Source organism: Sporosarcina sp. Marseille-Q4943 (genome assembly GCF_943736995.1).
Lineage (GTDB): Bacteria > Bacillota > Bacilli > Bacillales_A > Planococcaceae > Sporosarcina.
In genome coordinates this window covers 774,136-791,278 of the sequence record NZ_OX031157.1, presented here as the reverse complement: position 1 = coordinate 791,278, position 17,143 = coordinate 774,136, and the positions used below count along the sequence as shown (strand labels likewise).

Here is a 17,143-nt window from a genome sequence, read left to right as displayed (position 1 = left end):
CTGTGATGAAAAGAAAAATAGCTGTTATCGGCTTAGGATATGTAGGGTTGCCTGTGGCGGTTGCTTTTGGGAAAAAATATACGGTAATCGGCTTTGATATTAATGAACATCGAATTTCCACATTACAGGCCGGCGTCGACTATACAAATGAAGTAGAGGTGGATGATTTAACGGAAGCAAAAATCGAATTTACGTCTGACAGTGAAAGACTGAAGGAGTCAGACTTTATGATCGTATCCGTCCCTACACCGATTAATGCACATAACCAACCTGATTTATCACCTTTACTACGTGCTTCAGAAACAGTCGGAAAAAGTCTTCAAAAGGGAGCAATTGTTGTTTTTGAGTCAACCGTCTATCCAGGCGTTACAGAGGAGGAGTGCATACCTGTATTAGAAAAGCATTCAGGAATGAAGGCGGGCATTGATTTTTTCGTCGGTTACTCTCCAGAACGTATTAATCCCGGTGATAAAGAACGCACCTTTACGAAAATCACAAAAGTCGTATCCGGCCAAACGCCTGAAGTATTGGACATTATTGCGCAAGTATATAGCGATGTTGTCGAAGCAGGTGTATATAAAGCGAGCTCGATTCGTGTTGCAGAAGCCGCAAAAGTGATTGAAAACACGCAAAGAGATGTCAATATTGCACTGATGAATGAATTAGCCTTAATTTTTGACAGCCTTGGGATTGATACAGCAGAAGTATTGGAAGCAGCAGGTACGAAATGGAATTTCCTTAAATTCTCTCCCGGGTTAGTTGGCGGTCATTGTATCGGTGTAGATCCGTACTATTTAACCCATAAAGCACAGACGGTCGGTCACTTTCCAGAAGTGATCCTTGCCGGTCGCCGAATAAATGATAGTATCGGTCGTTATATTGCAAGGGCATTAGTAAAAAAAATGATCAAGCTCAATCTGCCTGTACAAGGTGCAAAGGTAACTGTTCTCGGATTGACATTTAAAGAGAATGTCCCAGACCTTCGAAACTCTAAAGTGATAGACATCATTTGGGAGCTGCAGGAATTTGGAGTGGAAGTGCAAGTAGCTGATCCGCATGCAGATGTGAATGAGGCATTTGCTGAATATCAACTCTCATTGACACCTTACGACAAACTACCGCCTTCGGATGCCGTTGTCTTAGCGGTATCTCATATGGAGTATGTCAATGAAGGATGGTCCCAGTTCGATCGGTTATTAAAACATGGTAAAGGGATCGTTATGGATATTAAGAGTGTGCTAAGCAAGGCGAGCAAGCCAGAACAGATTCATTTATGGAGATTATAATGAAAGTTTTACAAATCACCAACGTCAGCTTTACAGTTAAAAAGTTTTTGCTGCCACTTGTAAATGAAATGATTGAACAGAAATACGACGTTCATATCGCATGTTATAAAGATGAGACAGGATATGAAATTGAAAAGGATGGGTATATCGTTCACCATATACCGTTTCAACGAAATTTGAATGTCTTTAGCCACTTGAAAAGCATGGTCGCATTGGTGAAATTGATAAGAAAAGAAAGATTTGACATCGTCCACTCACATACCCCAGTTGCCAGTCTCGTTGCGAGAGTGTCAGCACGATTGGCTAACGTACCGTTAATCGTTTATACCGCCCACGGATTTTACTTCCACGAAAATATGAAACCAATACCCTATAAGATAATTTATTTGCTTGAAAAGATTTGGGCTAAATATTTCACCGATAAACTTTTCTTTCAAAGCAAAGAAGACTATGAATTGGCCGTAGAAAAAGGCTTTCAAAAGCCGGCAAACCTCATTCATATTAATAATGGTGTGTCGGGTGATCGATTTGACCCTGAATTATATAGCAGAGTGAAGAGTAGAGAATCATTAAGTATTACGAATGAAAAAGTAATTATGTTTGTCGGGAGATTAGTAAGAGAAAAAGGCATCGTTGAACTCATTGAAGCATTTCATTTGGTTCTGAAAGAAATAAAGGACGCAACATTACTGATCGTCGGGGATTCAGTTACCGGGGATCGGGATGGAATGAATGTTGAACAGCTTATTCAATCTATGCCCATTGAAACAAAAGAAAGGATTCAACTCTTAGGAATGAGAGAGGATATCCCCGAACTATTATGTGCAGCGGATTTGTTTGTTTTGCCTTCGTACCGTGAAGGGCTCCCACGCTCTATCATTGAAGCGATGGCAATGGGCAAACCGATTGTCGCGACGGATATTCGCGGATGTAGAGAAGAAGTCTTTCCTGATGTGAATGGGTACTTGTGCAAGGCGAAAGATAGCAACTCATTAGCAAATGCGATCCTCAAAATCATGAAAGATGAGTCCAACCTGAAGCGGTTTGGAGAAAACTCACGGAAATTATTTTTGGAAGAGTTCAATGAGATAGTCGTTTTAGAAAGGCAGATGAAAGTATTTAACGAATTTCGAGAGGAAAGGTCGATCACCAAAAGACCAAGGAAGTGAGGAATGAAAAACAATCTTACTTTTTTTGAGAAGGTTGTCAAACGATCTTTTGATCTCCTGTTTTCCATAGTTGGAATCGTACTGACAGGGTGGATCATACTAATTGCTTTCATTATTGCTTCGATCGATACAAGAAGCAACGGTTTTTTCATTCAAGAACGCGTAGGGAAAAATGGGAAGCTTATTAACGTAATCAAAATAAAAACAATGAAAACGGAAGATAATAATCGTTCTACGATAACGACAAGCCGCGATTCAAGAATTACGAAATCCGGCCAGTTTTTCAGAAAAACAAAAATTGATGAGCTTCCTCAGCTATTGAATGTATTGAAAGGCGATATGAGTTTTGTAGGCCCCCGACCGGATGTGCCCGGTTATGCGGATAAGTTAACCGGGGAAGATCGAATCATTCTAACGATACGACCAGGAATTACTGGACCTGCTTCGATTAAATATAAAAACGAAGAACAGATATTGGCAAATGTAGACGACCCTAAATGGCATAACGATCATATCCTTTTTCCAGATAAAGTGAAGCTGAACGTCGAGTACGTTCGGAATTATCATTTTTTGAAAGATCTAAACTATATCCTGAAAACGATATTGGGTGAAAAGAGGAGTTGTGATTTGGAGCCGAAAAGAATCTTTCTTTCAACACCGCATATGAGTGGGAATGAGCAAAAGTATATAGATGAAGCTTTTGACACGAATTGGATTGCGCCACTTGGAAAAAATGTGAATGAGTTTGAGAAAGAAATGGCCCAGTATACTGGATCGGCGGGAGCTGCCGTCTTGTCATCGGGAACAGCCGCCATCCACTTGGCTTTGGATTTGTTAGGTGTCAGATATGGAGATGTCGTTTTCTGTTCCAGTTTGACGTTCGTGGCAAGTGCGAATCCAATTTATTATTTGGGCGGTGAGCCTGTATTCATTGATTCCGAAAATGAGACGTGGAATATGTCCCCTGATGCGTTAGCACGTGCAATGAAGGACGCACAAGCAAAAGGCAAGTTGCCAAAAGCGGTTGTCATTGTAAACTTGTTTGGCCAAAGCGCAAAGATGGATGAACTATTGGCAATTTGTAATGCGTATGCTGTCCCCGTTATTGAAGATGCCGCTGAATCACTAGGTTCAACCTATAAAGGGAAGCAGAGCGGAACGTTCGGTACGTTTGGCGTCTATTCTTTTAACGGCAACAAAATCATTACAACTTCAGGTGGCGGGATGCTCGTTTCCGATGATGTTGAAAAATTGGATCGAGCCCGCTTCTTAGCAACCCAAGCGCGAGAGAAATTTAGGCATTACGAGCATCTGACTGTTGGCTACAACTATCGTATGAGCAATATTCTAGCAGGGATTGGCCGGGCGCAGTTAGAGGTGCTGGATGATCGCGTAAAAGCAAGAAGAGCTGTGTTTGCCCGTTATGAAAAAGCACTTGGTAGGATTGCTGGGATTACGTTCATGCCGGAGCTCGAAGGGACCTATTCGAATCGCTGGTTGACGGCGATAGAAGTGAATTCGGAAATTACTGGCGTAACGGCAAATGAACTGATGGATGCCCTTGAAGCGGAAAATATTGAAGCGAGACCGGTTTGGAAGCCGCTTCATATGCAGCCGTTGTTTAATGGGTGTAAGTTTTATCCGCATGCGGATGATGACATCGTTAGTGAACGTTTGTTTGCGAGAGGGATTTGTCTTCCTTCCGGTTCGAATATGACTCTGAAGGAGCAGGAAAGAGTCATTCAAGTAATTAGCGATAAATTAAGTTGATGAAAAAATAACAGAGATGTGACTTTGTCGCATCTCTAACGGTATTACCAATATAAAAAAATAGGTGAAAAAATGTCGACTCCTAAGACGTTAAAAAGTAAAACAATCACAGGGGTTTTTTGGAGTTTTACGGATCTAATGGCGAACCACGGCATACAATTTATCGTACAGATTATTCTTGCCAGGTTACTGCTTCCCGAGCATTTCGGGATTATTGGAATGATTTTAGTATTGATATCCGTTTCCAATGCGATTGTAGATAGTGGATTTTCCCAAGCGTTAATACGAGATCAACATACGACACAAGAAGACTATTCAACTGTTTTTTATTTCAACCTTTTTATTTCGTTTGTATTGTATGGTCTATTATTTTGTACGGCTCCTATAATTAGTGTATTTTTCGACGAACCTCAACTGACAAAAATCATTCGAGTCCTTTCCTTAGTACTTATCCTCAATTCATTATCCATTATCCAAAAAGCAATGCTTGTGAAGAAAGTCGACTTTAAAACATTAACTAAGATAAGTGTTATCGCTGTCATTACATCTGGAAGTCTTACGATATATTTAGCAATGTCAGGATTTGGTGTTTGGAGTCTCGTTTTTAATATGATTGCTTTGCAATCCGTTCAGACGGGATTATTTTGGTATTTAAATAAATGGATGCCTTCTTTGACATTTAAAGTTCAATCATTTAAAAAGTTTTATAGTTTTGGATACAAGTTATTGTTATCAGGGCTTATGGATACCCTATTTTATTATAGTTACTTCGTTATTATTGGAAAAATGTATTCAACAAATCAACTTGGTTATTATACAAACGCCGTTAAAATTAAAGACCTTGCCTCATTTGCTATCGTTTCGACCGTACAGCGCGTCACATATCCGGTTCTTAGCAGCATTCAGCAAGAAGAAGAACGTCTGAAATATGGATTTAAGTCTGTTATTAAGACTTCGGCATTTATTAACTTTCCTTTAATGGTCGGTTTAGCAGCAGTTGCAGAGCCGCTGTTTATTGTATTATTCGGTGATAAATGGATATCTTCAGTTGCCTATTTTCAATTATTATGCTTTGCGGGTATGCTCTATCCACTTCACGCTATCAATTTAAATGTTCTTCAAGTGAAGGGAAGATCGGACTTAATTTTGCTATTAGAAATCATCAAAAAGAGTATATTGACAGTTTTAATTATCCTTTCTTTATTGTTTGGATTCGGCATTATCGGCTTAATATGGTCGTCGGTTATTCATTCATTTATTTCTTTTTTAATAAATTCGTACTTTTCAGCGAGGGAAATCGAGTATTCATCAAAAGAACAAATAAAAGATCTACTACCTAGTTTTTTAATCTCTTTGATTATGGGGATTACAGTATTTCAGCTTGGAACAATCATAGATGAAAATAATCTGCTGCAACTTATTTGTGAAATAACCATTGGAATTGCTATTTATATAACAATTAGCAAGATATTGAGAATACAAGAGTTGAATACGTTGTATCAAATGGCTTTGCCACTATTTAAGAAGATGAAAGAAAATCATAGAATGAAAAATCTGTAGGGCGAATCATGCTAAAAAAAGGAGGAGATTATGGAGCTTACACGGATTACATCACTGCACCAACTTGACCAATACCGGGATGATTGGTCGCTTATATTGGAGGAAAATCAGAATACAAATCCGTTTATTGAATTTGTTTGGGTGTATGAATGGTGGAAGCACTTTGGCGATGAATATGATATGGAGATTATACTCGTCAAACAAAATAATAACCCTATTGGATTTGTTCCTTTTATCCACAAAAGAAGATGGTTTGCTCATACGTATACTTTTATGGCTTTCGGTTACGCAAATTATATGGATTTTGTTGTATACAATCATTTGCTACCCAATGTTATCGAATTTGTATTTGATGAACTGATTCAGTCGAGAAGAAAAATCGTGTTCTCCTTACATGGATTACTTGAAAGTAGTAAGACACCAAAAATTATTGAGGAGTATTTACAGCAACGGAGATACATTTTTTCACTTCACCGAGTAATAACCCCATACATTAATTTAAAAGATATAAAGCATGAAGAATACATGGATAAAAGGAAGAAGCTTCATCGGCTTAATAAAAGAGAAAAGCGGTTGCGAGAGAATGGAGAATTGAGGTTTTCGCGGAGCGGACAAGAAGAAATGGAGAAGGTCTATCAACTCCATGACAAACGATGGAAGAAAAAGCGAGACACGAGCGGATTTACGAATGACAAAGTTAAAGAATTTTACCGAAGTCTCGTCGGTATTCAGGAAGGCCCGATGCAAACCGAACTCGATGCACTTTACATTAATGACACGATGATTGCTTTTCATTACGGATTCAAATGTCGGGGAAGAGTGCTTTCGTATGTGTTAGGCTTTGATGACAATTTTGAACCATTCGGGCCGGGAAGAATACTCGAAAGGGAAAAAATTTTGCAATGCAAAAAAGATATGATTTCGATATTTGATTTAAGTATCGGTTATGAACCATACAAATTTGAATTGAATACAAATGTAGATTACACAAGAAAAATGATTTTTTCATCTCCTGCAATGACCGCAAAAATTATACGATCTTTATTATCAATGAAGGAATCATTGATCGAACGACTGAAAAAGAACTATGAATTTGTTCTGTTTATCCGGATCAAGATCGGCAAGTTTCTTTTTGTTTTCCGTAATCTATTCAACAAAACAGAGTCAGATGGTTCAAGGGGCGAGATACTAGCATTTTTGAGTCGATTAAAAAAATTCTTATATGAAAATGAGCGGTATAATGTTTATCGATTGGAGAACAAAGATGTTCCTGTATCGGCAAATGCTGAAGAGTTTATCGAATTGACGATCAACGATGCGATGAGCAGTCCAGCTATTTCCCAAAAACAATTAAAGGAAATTTGCGAGAAAATGTATCGAGGATATAAGGGATTTTATCCGGAGGGAAATCTAGCATACGAAAATATATTCTGGATGAATGATAAGGTACTCCGAATTGGTCCTATTTCTTACAATGAACGACTCGGGAGAAGAGCCATTCATTTCAAGAATTGGCATGAGGGGAACTTGGAAGCTGCATGCTCCTTTGTCAAAAAGAACAGCAAAGCGAAAACAGTGTTTGTGACTGTGAAAGACAGTTCGGAAAATGATGCTAGTATACTCGAAACTGTAGGTTTTTCCATTTGTAAACAAATCTGCAAAAGAACTTTTTTTGGTAATGAAAAGTATGAAATCATAGAATGAAACATTAATGATTCATGCCATTGAAAGGAGGAAATTATGGAGCTTACACGGATTACATCACTAGATCAACTTGATCAGTACAGGGATGATTGGTCGCTCATATTGGAGGAAAATCAGAATACAAATCCGTTTATAGAATTTGTCTGGGTTTATGAATGGTGGAAGCATTTTGGCGATAAATATGATATGGAAATAATGCTCGTCAAACAAGATGATAAGCCTATTGGATTTCTTCCTTTTATCCACAAAAGAAGATGGTTTGGTCATACGTATACTTTTATGGCTTTCGGACACGCAAATTATATGGATTTCGTTGTATACAATCATTTGTTAGACGATGTTATCGAATTCGTATTTGACGAAATGATTAAAGCAAGAAGAAATGTTGTGTTTTACTTGCATGGGTTACTAGAAAGTGGAAATTCACCAAGAAGTTTAGAAGTTTATTTACAGAAACGGAAATTTGTTTTTTCGAGTCATCGGGTTGTCACCCCATACATTAACTTGAAAGATGTAAAAATTGAAGAATATATGAATAAAAGAAAGAGACTGCATGGGCTCGACAGAAGAGAAAAACGGTTACGGAATAATGGAAATGTGAAGTTTTTAAGGATCGGACCAAAAGAAATGGAATCAGTCTTTCAACTCCGTGACAAACTGTGGAAGAAAAAGAGGGACACAAGCGGATTTTCGAATGACAAAGATAAAGAATTTTACCGAAGTCTTGCCGGTATTCAGGAAGGCCCGATGCAAACGGAACTCGATGCACTTTACATTAATGACATGATGATCGCTTTCCATTACGGTTTCAGATGTCGAGGGAGATTGCTTGGATATGTGTTAGCCTATGATCTTGACTTTGAAATATTTGGCCCAGGTAGAATACTTGAAAAGGAAAAGATTTTGCAATGCAAAACAGATAATATTACTATATTTGATTTAAGCATCGGTTATGAACCTTATAAATTTGAGTGGAATACAGACGAAGACTACACAAGAAAAATGATTTTTTCATCTAATACTAGTAAAGCCAATGGTATACGACGATTTTTAACGATGAAGGAATCATTGATTGGGAGAATGAAGAGAAATTACAGTTTCGTTCTGTTTATTCGAAATACAATTGGGAAGCTGCTGTTTGTTTTTAGGAATCTATTCCGTAATACGGAGTCCAAAGCTATAAAGGAAGAATTAAGGGCATATTTGACTCGTGTCAAAGAGTATATATTCGAAAGAAAACAATACTTTGTTTATAAATTAGATAAAAAAGATATCTTAGATTTTTCTGATCCTGAAAGCTTTATTGAATTCTCGATTAACGACGCTATAAACAGCTACGATATTGCTAATAATCATATGAAGGAAATTTGTAGAAAAATATACGGTGGATTCAAAGGGTATTATCCAGTGGGCGTTCTGTCGTTCGAAAATATATTTTGGACAAATGAAAAGATGCTACGAATCGATCAAATCGCCTATCATGAAGACTTTCGGAAAAACTGTGTATATATCGAGAATTGGAATACCGGTAACTTGGGTGACATATGCACATTCGTACAGAAAAACTGTAAATCGAAAACGCTATATGTAACGACAAAGGGAAATTCTAAAAAAGATACTGCTGCATTGAAGGAACTAGGGTTTACGATCAGCAAACAAATCGTTAAAAGAACGTATTTTGGTGTTAGTAAATACCGTATTACAGAGTGAAAAGTTGGGGGCAAGTAACTTATGATTGCAATTGAAAGAAAGTTCATGAACATAAAGATCAAAACATTTTATTTAGCGAATGAGGATATCCAAAAAGGCGACGTGCAGGCCCAATTAATTGGATATACACATTCTTTTATTCCGAAAAGTTCGCTTAGGAGCTTTGAAACGATACAAATCGATTTACTGAAAGATGAAAGTGAATTACTAATGGAGATGCACAAAACGACTCGAAGGCAAATTAGAGGCGCACTGGAAAGAGGATTTACACATGTAGTAATAGAAAATCCAACAGATCAGGAATTGTTGGACTTCCAAGTATTTTATAATCGTTTTGCGAGAAATAAACGCACACATACTTTTAATTCATACCACATGCAGACAATGAAACTACTTCGTGAGCAAAATGCGCTTATGCTCACTTACATGCAAGATAAAGATAAAAATATTCTGTGCTATCGTATTTATATGACGGATGGAATCGTCGCATTGAATTTGTATTCCGCATCCCATTTCCGAATTGTAGATAACCAAGAGCTAAAGAGAATTCTAAGCCAGGCAAATCGACTCCTGATATGGAAGAGTATACTCTGGTATAAAGATAAGGGGCAAATGTTATACGATATGGGTGGCTTAACAGACGATGAAAATATCCGTAGATTCAAATTAGGTTTCGGTGGAAAAATCGCTCTAGCTTACACAGGGTATGAATCACAATCGATGATTGGGAAAATCATATTGAGGGTTCGAGATTTGAAACTAAAACTATTGAAGGGAATCGTATGAGCAAACAAGGTGCAATCATCGTCTCGCTTGATTTTGAGTTGAATTGGGGCGTCCATGATGTTGTTTCACTAGAACAATATAAAGAAAATCTATTAGGGGTGCGAGAGGCAATTCCGAGAATGCTTGAATTATTTCAGCGCTTCGATATCCATGCCACTTGGGCAACCGTTGGGATGCTCTATTGTGAAAATAAAAAAGAGTTGTTAGCCAGTCTGCCTTCTCTCCAGCCAAACTATGAAAACAGTGATTTTTCACCCTATAAAAAACTAAATAATGTTGGGGAGGATGAGCGGAAAGATCCGTTTCATTATGCTAAATCTTTGATAAAGGAAATCGAAAAATACCCGAATCAGGAAATAGCGACCCATACATTTTCGCATTATTATTGTTTAGAAAAAGGACAAAATGACAAAAGCTTTGAAGCGGATTTACAAGCTGCGTTACGAATTGCTAATGCAAACGGTCATACGGTTACATCGCTTGTGTTCCCAAGAAACCAGATGAACGAGCGTTATTTACAAGTTTGTAAAAAGTACGGGATTCAATGTTTTAGAGGAAATGAACGAGGTTGGCCTTATAGGGCAAGTCGTTTCCATAGCGAAGGGGCCATGAAAAGAATACTTAGATTAGTGGATAGTTATGTGAATGTTTGCGGACATAATACGTATCCGATCCCCGAAGTTGAGACAGAACCGATCATAAACTTGCCTTCCAGCAGATTTTTAAGGCCATACATCCCGAAGTTGAAAATAATAGAACCTTTGCGTTTAAGCCGAATTAAAAAAAGCATAACGCATGCCGCACAGAAAGGGGAAGTTTTTCATCTCTGGTGGCACCCTCATAATTTCGGTAAAAACATCGATGAAAACATTCGTTTTTTGACTGAGATTCTCCAGTTAGTTTCAAAATTAAGGAGTGAATATGGCTTCGAGAGCCTCAGTATGGCGGGAGCCTCGGACTTAGTATTGAAGGTGAATAGATGAATGGAAAAACCTCCATCCGAGATTGAACTGGATGGAGGTTTAGTATGGAGAGAATTAGGATCATCACCAAAATTAAAGGAAATAGCACTATCTTTCCTATCAGTAAGCATTCCAGTCGTTTTGGGTTCCTTCTATTATAATTATGAATATTTCTCACTTATAAGTATCTATTATTTAGAACAGTTCAGAAGTTGTTTTTGCTTGCATGTGTAATTGTAGGTAGTCTGGACCGCCTGCTTTGGAATCTGTTCCTGACATGTTGAACCCGCCAAATGGTTGGTAGTATTTACAAACTTCGGTTTAACAAAAATATTATCAATGACAACACCAGTATTAATGCTTTTATATCCAATTGCAATTACGTTAGTTATCTTAATTTTCACAGAGAAATTATTCGGTGGTGCGCAAAGCGTTTATATCGGTGCGATGGTAGGGACAATATTTGTCGCAATTTTAGATGCATTGCAAGAAGCAAATTTAATGGTAGAGGAAATTGACGCAACATTTGCCTTCATCCCATTATTTACTTCAGATGCAGGCTGGTTAATCACAGGTTTTATTGGTGCGATTATTGGTTATTTCCTCAATAATAAAAGTGTTGTACAGCAAAAGAGTAGCGTATCCTAATAATTTTTAGGTAATTGAAAGAAATTTGCTGTCGAGGATTTGGACGCCGTTATTTGAAATTGATGTACCATTGTAGGGACTTTCCCGTTCATTGAAAGACATTAAGAATGCGATCCAATTAGGGAAAGAATGAAGAAAAGCCGTTTTTCGTCGGAAAGTTCGACGAAAGACGGCTTTATTCAACAAATATTTGTCATGAAAAGAAAACGCTTTTTGTCTACAATCCAGACCGACTCAATGGAGTCGGTCTATTCTTTCTTTCAAAAACAAGTAAACTGGTCAATTCGATTCAAATCAATTCCAAAATACACCCATCTGCGCTGGTTTGGCCTCCATCGGTATCCTGCAACAGAAGTGCGGCCGACGAATGTAGGGAAGTACCAGAACCCTTGCCTTCTGGAAGTCCAAACAAACGTATATCTGAACAGGCATCCTCTAATAGCGCCCGGGTCTACTGCGAATAACTGTGGTTGATTACCTCCCGGATAGGACGGTGTGTAGTTCGGTGGAGGGGAAGTTGGCGCTTGTTGGCCGCCTTGCCCAGGGAAACCTCCGCCCGGGAAACCTCCTCCGGGAAATCCTCCACCCGGAAATCCACCGCCCGGGAAACCTCCTCCTGGGAATCCACCTCCCGGAAATCCGCCCCCAGGGAATCCGCCGCCTCCTGGAAATCCACCGCCCGGGAATCCTCCACCCGGGAATCCTCCACCTGGAGATCCAGGCCGCTGAGCTGTGTAACCTCCATAGTTCATGTCGAAATCTGTCATAGCCATGCCTGTCATGTAGTCATTCATCCCGTAGCTCGGCATGCCTGCGCCGGGCATCCACCCGTCCATCCCTTGTTGCATTCCAAGATCCTCCCCTGTATATCCTTCCGGCAACTGCGGGTACCACTGTTCATCGTCGTAATTATTCGTCATCATGTCTCTCCCTTCACGCGATTCCTCCTATCTTATGTAACAAAGAGAGAAATGGGTTGGACTCTTGGGTTAGGGAAACTTTTTTCACTGCATCATCACACTACAACAACATCGCATTACTATAGAACAAATTTTCGTAAGAATCGCCAAAATCCCTTCTGTCTCGTGTACGATGGACAGTAAGAAAACGATTTTCTATAGCCGAAAGGGTGGTTTGGATGATTGAATTGACGGGAGATACCCTTACACTCGAACAGATGGAAGGGATTTTATATAAAGGGAAACAGGTCGTGTTGAATGCCGATGCATTGGAACGCGTGCAAAAGAGCAGGGAAGCGGTTGATCGGATAGTCGAGAATGACAAGACCGTGTATGGCATCAATACTGGTTTCGGTAAATTCAGTGATGTGAAAATTGATGAAAAAGATACGAAGGCATTGCAATTGCACTTGATCCGTTCGCATGCATGCGGAGTAGGAGAACCTTTTTCAGCAACTGTTTCGCGTGCTATGGTCGTCCTACGGTTGAATGCGCTCCTCAAAGGCTTTTCGGGCATCCGGGTTGAAGTGTTGGAACGATTTGCGTTCATGGTGAATAACGGAATTCACCCGGTCATCCCACAGCAAGGATCACTAGGGGCTTCAGGAGACTTGGCGCCGCTTTCCCATTTGGCATTAGTGCTGTTAGGGGAAGGATTCGTTTGGCGTGATGGCGGGCATATTCCTGCGGAGCAAGTTTGGAAGGAATACGGGATGGAGCCGATTGTCCTTGAAGCGAAGGAAGGGCTTGCGTTGATTAACGGCACGCAGGCAATGACCGCCCAAGGTGTCGTCAATTATTTGGAGGCGGAAAAACTTGCATACAGCAGTGAGTGGATTGCCGCCATGACAATGGAGGCGCTGCATGGGATTACGGATGCTTTCCATCCAGCAATACACGAAGCGCGCGGTTACAAAGAGCAAGTCGACGTCGCGGCTAGGATGTTGAGCTGGCTGAAAGATAGCCAGTTAACAACGCGACAGGGGGAGAAGCGCGTGCAGGACGCCTATTCGATCCGATGCATCCCGCAAGTCCATGGAGCAAGCTGGCAAGTGCTTTCTTACGTGAAGGAAAAACTGGAGATTGAGATGAATGCGGCGACAGACAATCCGCTTATTTTTGAAGACGGGGATGTTGTTGTATCCGGAGGGAATTTCCACGGGCAGCCGATTGCATTCGCAATGGATTTTTTGAAGATCGGCATCGCCGAGCTTGCAAATATTTCCGAGCGTCGCATTGAGCGGCTCGTCAATCCGCAATTGAATGAAGGACTACCGCCATTCCTTAGTCCACAACCGGGACTGCAATCTGGAGCGATGATCTTGCAATACTCCGCAGCAAGCCTCGTTTCGGAAAATAAAACATTGGCGCATCCGGCGTCCGTCGATTCAATCCCGTCCTCCGGCAACCAGGAGGATCATGTGTCGATGGGGACGATTGGTTCGAGGCATGCACAGCAAATTATTAAAAATGCTAGAAATGTCATTGCCATCGAAGCGTTATGCGCGATGACCGGCTGCATGTTCCGAGGCGTCGAAAATATGGCGCCGAAGACGCGCGAGAATCTGGAAGAACTTCTGCAAGTCGTTGCACCTATTACGGAAGACCGGATTTTCGGACCGGATATTGAGAAGATTGCAGACTACTTGAATAGATAATGAATAGAGACAGCCGCAGAAAGTCAGTTGAAAGACTGAATTTATACGGCTGTCTTTTTTTGTGTTAGAGAAAATATGCCGACGTCCAAAGTCGATGTTCCCGCGCCCAAAGAGAGGCATCCCGCGCCCAAAGTCGGTGCTCCCGCGTCCAAAGAGAGGCATCGCGCGCCCAAAACAACCGCTCCTCAGAAATACTTCCCAATCAATCAAATCAATAGGTTACCTTCAATCACGGTGTAAAGTTTGATATCATTGGAGTATTGGAGAGAGTACGTGTAAGTGAGAAAAGTAATGAGGAGGACAAATTAATGGAGAATAAACCACATATTTTGCTAGTTGACGGCATGGCCCTATTATTTAGATCGTTTTTTGCAACGTCGGCGATGGGGCATTTCTTCCCGAACGATGAAGGAGTTCCGACAAATGGCGTTCAAGGATTTGCCCGCCATGCATTGACTGCAGCTTCCATTTTCAACCCTACCCATATGGCGGTCTGTTGGGACATGGGTGCACACACTTTTAGGAATGACCTATTCAACGGGTATAAAGCGAACCGACCGGCGCCTGCTCCTGAATTAGTGCCGCAATTTGATATGACGCGGGAAGTGTCCGAGCTGATCGGTTGGAAGAACTACGGTATCCCTGGAATGGAGGCCGACGATTTGATCGGCTCGCTCGTCTGTGAATGGGAGGGCAAGGCGGACATTACGATTGTGACCGGCGATAAAGACCTTTTACAGTTGCTGCGTCCGGGGGTGCGCATCGCTTTCATGAAAAAAGGATATAACGTATACGATATATATTCAGAAGAACGTTTTGTTGAAGAATACGAAATTGCACCAGAGCGATTCGTTGAAGTGAAGGCGTTTACGGGAGATACGAGCGACGGCTATCCCGGCGTAAAAGGGATCGGTCCGAAAACAGCATTGAAACTCGTAAAGGAATATGGAACGGTCGAAAGTGTCATTGAGTCAATAGAGGATCTTGCCCCAGGAATGAGGAAGAAAATCGAAACGGATATGGACATGCTGCTCCTCTCCAAAAAACTCGCGCAAATTCATTGCGAGCTTGAATTCAATGAACCTCTCGAGCAATTGATCCTCCCGGATTATAATGAAGCGAGAGGGCAGTTAGAGGAAAAAGGATATTCCATGATCGTCAGACAGCTGAATTCATTATTTCCAGAGTTGATTGCTTAATTGCGGTCGTTTATGCGTGAGTTATCCGTTTTATGAGCTTTTGAAAGCGGTTATGCGTATTTGGGAGAGTTTATGCGTATCTAGATGCGTTTATGGACTTTTTCGAGGAAATATGCGTATGTAGAAGAATTTATGCGTATTTGAATGTATGAAAAAACCACTGCTTACTTGTCGGCAGTGGTTTTTATGATTTTTATGAATGAGAGGATGGACCGGTTAGGTTCATAGGCAATTTCCCGGATACGGCTATCACGGTTCCGCCCTCCATTATCGTGGACGAGCAAAATAAGTCCGCTTTCGGATTCTTTATAACCGATGACTGGAACCCAATGATAATCAAATGCAAAATTGCCGAACCAATGGAATGAAAACCATTTATCGAACTTCGCCGCAACAGGCCGACCTTCATCGATCTCTTTCTTCACGTCCTCGATCTGACACTCTTCAACCCGCCATCCCGAACCGAGCAACCTACGTAAATTGCGGATGAAGCGCCATTTGAACAAGCCGATTCGAGTCCCCCCGAGCATACGATACAAATCATTCACTTGCATGCCCGTATCGAGCAGGTGATGTCGGATAATCGTGAATGCAGTGACAGGGCCGCAAGCGGAAGGCTGAAAATGCTTATCGATTTCATCATCGTACTGCGATTTGCCTTGAAAACCTTCGACATGTTTCATTCGCCTAACCCTCCAATAAGAGATTTACAGCGTAGTCTTTTTTTCTTTCAGGAGGGTTTTAAGTGCAGTCCTGAAATTGACATATGATTCAAATTCCATTTGGACGCCAGCAGCAATGATCTTTCTGACAATCAGCGGATTGAAGCCGACTGAAATTGGTCGGACATCCATCAGCTTTAATGTATTGTTGAGCATTTGCAATTCCTGTGCGAGCGAGTCATATTCATGTATTTCCTTTTCATCCAAATCAGCTGCAGTAAAATCAAAAACAACACAATTTACGCTCCGGTGTTTGTCTAGATACTCCAATACAACTGTGCGGATCAGCTCAAACCGTTCAGACCCCGTATAGCCGACAATCGGCACGAGAATAGTATCATCGACAAGTGTCGAGATAATCGGAACGGATAAATTTTTAATCGTTTTCTCCAGAAAGGCAATTCTTTCTTTATATTTCTCTATCTCTTTATCGTAATCCATTTGGCACCTCAGCATATATGTTTTTCTTCTATTATACGATAACAGTATGAAATGGGCAGAATAAAAGTGGAGGAGGCATCATCGGTTGCCCCCTCCACTACTTTACGTTATGATTTCACAGTTTCAAGAAAATCTGTCACCTGATCAGGTGTTTTTGCATTTGCGCTATGTAAGTGCGCCTTCTTTTCTCCATTTTGGAAAATAAGCAAGCTTGGGATACCCATTACTTCATATTTCTCCGCGATTTCAGGCAACACATCACGATCCACGTCATACCATGTATACATATCATATTCTTTTACGATCGGATCGATGAACATATCCATGCGTGTGCAATCAGGGCACCAGCCCGCCTGGAATTTGATAAGCGATTTGTTGTCGCTGTTGATGACCTTGTTGAATTCTTCTACTGTTGTGATTGATTTCATATTGAACACACTCCTTTACTAAGTAGTTTACCTTCTTTTACTGAATCAAGGTAATAAAATGCCCATAACAAAAATAGGGAAAAAATACATTTCAATATTGCGAAAAAGAAGAGAATGATTTAGACTAATAGATATAGAGAC

At 40.5% G+C, this 17,143-nt stretch carries 15 protein-coding genes and 2 pseudogenes; 12 read left to right on the top strand and 5 right to left on the bottom strand.

From position 1 onward, the window contains the following. The first annotated feature begins 5 nt into the window (after positions 1-5). The 9 genes and pseudogenes from NIT04_RS12885 (at position 6) to NIT04_RS12845 (ending at position 10,968) form a co-directional block, all read left to right on the top strand. Positions 6-1,286, top strand: coding sequence for a nucleotide sugar dehydrogenase (locus NIT04_RS12885; protein WP_252503975.1), 1,281 nt, complete (start codon positions 6-8; stop codon positions 1,284-1,286). Beyond that, positions 1,286-2,455, top strand: a complete 1,170-nt coding sequence (locus tag NIT04_RS12880; RefSeq protein ID WP_252503974.1) for a glycosyltransferase family 4 protein — start codon at positions 1,286-1,288, stop codon at positions 2,453-2,455. Before NIT04_RS12885 ends, NIT04_RS12880 begins: the two co-directional genes overlap by 1 nt. A gap of 3 nt (positions 2,456-2,458) precedes the next feature. Next, positions 2,459-3,046: pseudogene (locus NIT04_RS12875) on the top strand (sugar transferase); the annotation flags it as partial. A gap of 72 nt (positions 3,047-3,118) precedes the next feature. Then, a complete protein-coding gene (locus NIT04_RS12870) occupies positions 3,119-4,225 on the top strand; it encodes an aminotransferase class I/II-fold pyridoxal phosphate-dependent enzyme (RefSeq protein WP_252505102.1) in 1,107 nt (368 codons plus the stop codon). A gap of 72 nt (positions 4,226-4,297) precedes the next feature. After that, the gene (locus NIT04_RS12865; protein WP_252503973.1) at positions 4,298-5,785 is read left to right on the top strand and encodes a lipopolysaccharide biosynthesis protein; all 1,488 of its coding nucleotides are present in this window, start codon (positions 4,298-4,300) and stop codon (positions 5,783-5,785) included. A 30-nt stretch (positions 5,786-5,815) separates the two neighbouring features. Next, positions 5,816-7,489 (top strand): GNAT family N-acetyltransferase, encoded by a 1,674-nt coding sequence (locus tag NIT04_RS12860; protein WP_252503972.1) that lies wholly within the window; start codon positions 5,816-5,818, stop codon positions 7,487-7,489. 36 nt (positions 7,490-7,525) lie between these two features. Beyond that, on the top strand, positions 7,526-9,199 hold the full coding sequence (locus tag NIT04_RS12855; protein WP_252503971.1) for a GNAT family N-acetyltransferase: 1,674 nt from the start codon (positions 7,526-7,528) through the stop codon (positions 9,197-9,199). Positions 9,200-9,220: 21 nt separating this feature from the next. Next, positions 9,221-9,985, top strand: a complete 765-nt coding sequence (locus NIT04_RS12850; protein WP_252503970.1) for a hypothetical protein — start codon at positions 9,221-9,223, stop codon at positions 9,983-9,985. Further along, positions 9,982-10,968: a polysaccharide deacetylase family protein gene (locus NIT04_RS12845; RefSeq protein ID WP_252503969.1), complete on the top strand. Its 987-nt coding sequence runs from the start codon at positions 9,982-9,984 to the stop codon at positions 10,966-10,968. The genes NIT04_RS12850 and NIT04_RS12845 overlap by 4 nt, the downstream gene beginning before the upstream one ends. 174 nt (positions 10,969-11,142) lie before the next feature. On the opposite strand, the pseudogene NIT04_RS19150 reads toward NIT04_RS12845, so the two are convergent. After that, positions 11,143-11,250: pseudogene (locus tag NIT04_RS19150) on the bottom strand (hypothetical protein); the annotation flags it as partial. Positions 11,251-11,286: 36 nt separating this feature from the next. Here NIT04_RS19150 and NIT04_RS12840 point away from each other — a divergent pair. Beyond that, positions 11,287-11,595, top strand: coding sequence for a branched-chain amino acid transport system II carrier protein (locus NIT04_RS12840; protein WP_252503968.1), 309 nt, complete (start codon positions 11,287-11,289; stop codon positions 11,593-11,595). Between the two features lie 260 nt (positions 11,596-11,855). On the opposite strand, the gene NIT04_RS12835 is transcribed toward NIT04_RS12840, so the two are convergent. Then, positions 11,856-12,515, bottom strand: a complete 660-nt coding sequence (locus tag NIT04_RS12835) for a hypothetical protein (RefSeq protein ID WP_371922544.1) — start codon at positions 12,513-12,515, stop codon at positions 11,856-11,858. A gap of 218 nt (positions 12,516-12,733) precedes the next feature. On the opposite strand from NIT04_RS12835, the gene hutH reads away from it, so the two are divergent. Continuing rightward, positions 12,734-14,212 (top strand): histidine ammonia-lyase, encoded by a 1,479-nt coding sequence (hutH, locus tag NIT04_RS12830; protein WP_252503967.1) that lies wholly within the window; start codon positions 12,734-12,736, stop codon positions 14,210-14,212. Positions 14,213-14,520: 308 nt separating this feature from the next. Continuing rightward, positions 14,521-15,411 carry a 5'-3' exonuclease gene (locus tag NIT04_RS12825; protein WP_252503966.1) on the top strand — a complete coding sequence of 297 codons (891 nt, stop codon included), beginning with the start codon at positions 14,521-14,523 and terminating at the stop codon, positions 15,409-15,411. A gap of 164 nt (positions 15,412-15,575) precedes the next feature. Here the strand turns inward: NIT04_RS12825 and NIT04_RS12820 are convergent, their stop codons facing one another. From NIT04_RS12820 to NIT04_RS12810, 3 genes are all read right to left on the bottom strand, one after another. Next, positions 15,576-16,094 carry a C39 family peptidase gene (locus NIT04_RS12820; protein ID WP_252503965.1) on the bottom strand — a complete coding sequence of 173 codons (519 nt, stop codon included), beginning with the start codon at positions 16,092-16,094 and terminating at the stop codon, positions 15,576-15,578. 24 nt (positions 16,095-16,118) lie between these two features. Further along, positions 16,119-16,574: an STAS domain-containing protein gene (locus NIT04_RS12815; protein WP_252503964.1), complete on the bottom strand. Its 456-nt coding sequence runs from the start codon at positions 16,572-16,574 to the stop codon at positions 16,119-16,121. Positions 16,575-16,681: 107 nt separating this feature from the next. Continuing rightward, positions 16,682-17,002, bottom strand: coding sequence for a thioredoxin family protein (locus NIT04_RS12810; protein WP_252503963.1), 321 nt, complete (start codon positions 17,000-17,002; stop codon positions 16,682-16,684). Positions 17,003-17,143: the final 141 nt, after the last annotated feature.

Bases quoted from the DNA above. Each gene is read 5' to 3' on its own strand.
- NIT04_RS12885 (WP_252503975.1), top strand. From the start codon at position 6: ATGAAAAGAAAAATAGCTGTTATCGGCTTAGGATATGTAGGGTTGCCT.
- NIT04_RS12880 (WP_252503974.1), top strand. From the start codon at position 1,286: ATGAAAGTTTTACAAATCACCAACGTCAGCTTTACAGTTAAAAAGTTT.
- NIT04_RS12870 (WP_252505102.1), top strand. From the start codon at position 3,119: ATGAGTGGGAATGAGCAAAAGTATATAGATGAAGCTTTTGACACGAAT.
- NIT04_RS12865 (WP_252503973.1), top strand. From the start codon at position 4,298: ATGTCGACTCCTAAGACGTTAAAAAGTAAAACAATCACAGGGGTTTTT.
- NIT04_RS12860 (WP_252503972.1), top strand. From the start codon at position 5,816: ATGGAGCTTACACGGATTACATCACTGCACCAACTTGACCAATACCGG.
- NIT04_RS12855 (WP_252503971.1), top strand. From the start codon at position 7,526: ATGGAGCTTACACGGATTACATCACTAGATCAACTTGATCAGTACAGG.
- NIT04_RS12850 (WP_252503970.1), top strand. From the start codon at position 9,221: ATGATTGCAATTGAAAGAAAGTTCATGAACATAAAGATCAAAACATTT.
- NIT04_RS12845 (WP_252503969.1), top strand. From the start codon at position 9,982: ATGAGCAAACAAGGTGCAATCATCGTCTCGCTTGATTTTGAGTTGAAT.
- NIT04_RS12840 (WP_252503968.1), top strand. From the start codon at position 11,287: ATGACAACACCAGTATTAATGCTTTTATATCCAATTGCAATTACGTTA.
- NIT04_RS12835 (WP_371922544.1), bottom strand. From the start codon at position 12,515: ATGACGAATAATTACGACGATGAACAGTGGTACCCGCAGTTGCCGGAA.
- hutH (WP_252503967.1), top strand. From the start codon at position 12,734: ATGATTGAATTGACGGGAGATACCCTTACACTCGAACAGATGGAAGGG.
- NIT04_RS12825 (WP_252503966.1), top strand. From the start codon at position 14,521: ATGGAGAATAAACCACATATTTTGCTAGTTGACGGCATGGCCCTATTA.
- NIT04_RS12820 (WP_252503965.1), bottom strand. From the start codon at position 16,094: ATGAAACATGTCGAAGGTTTTCAAGGCAAATCGCAGTACGATGATGAA.
- NIT04_RS12815 (WP_252503964.1), bottom strand. From the start codon at position 16,574: ATGGATTACGATAAAGAGATAGAGAAATATAAAGAAAGAATTGCCTTT.
- NIT04_RS12810 (WP_252503963.1), bottom strand. From the start codon at position 17,002: ATGAAATCAATCACAACAGTAGAAGAATTCAACAAGGTCATCAACAGC.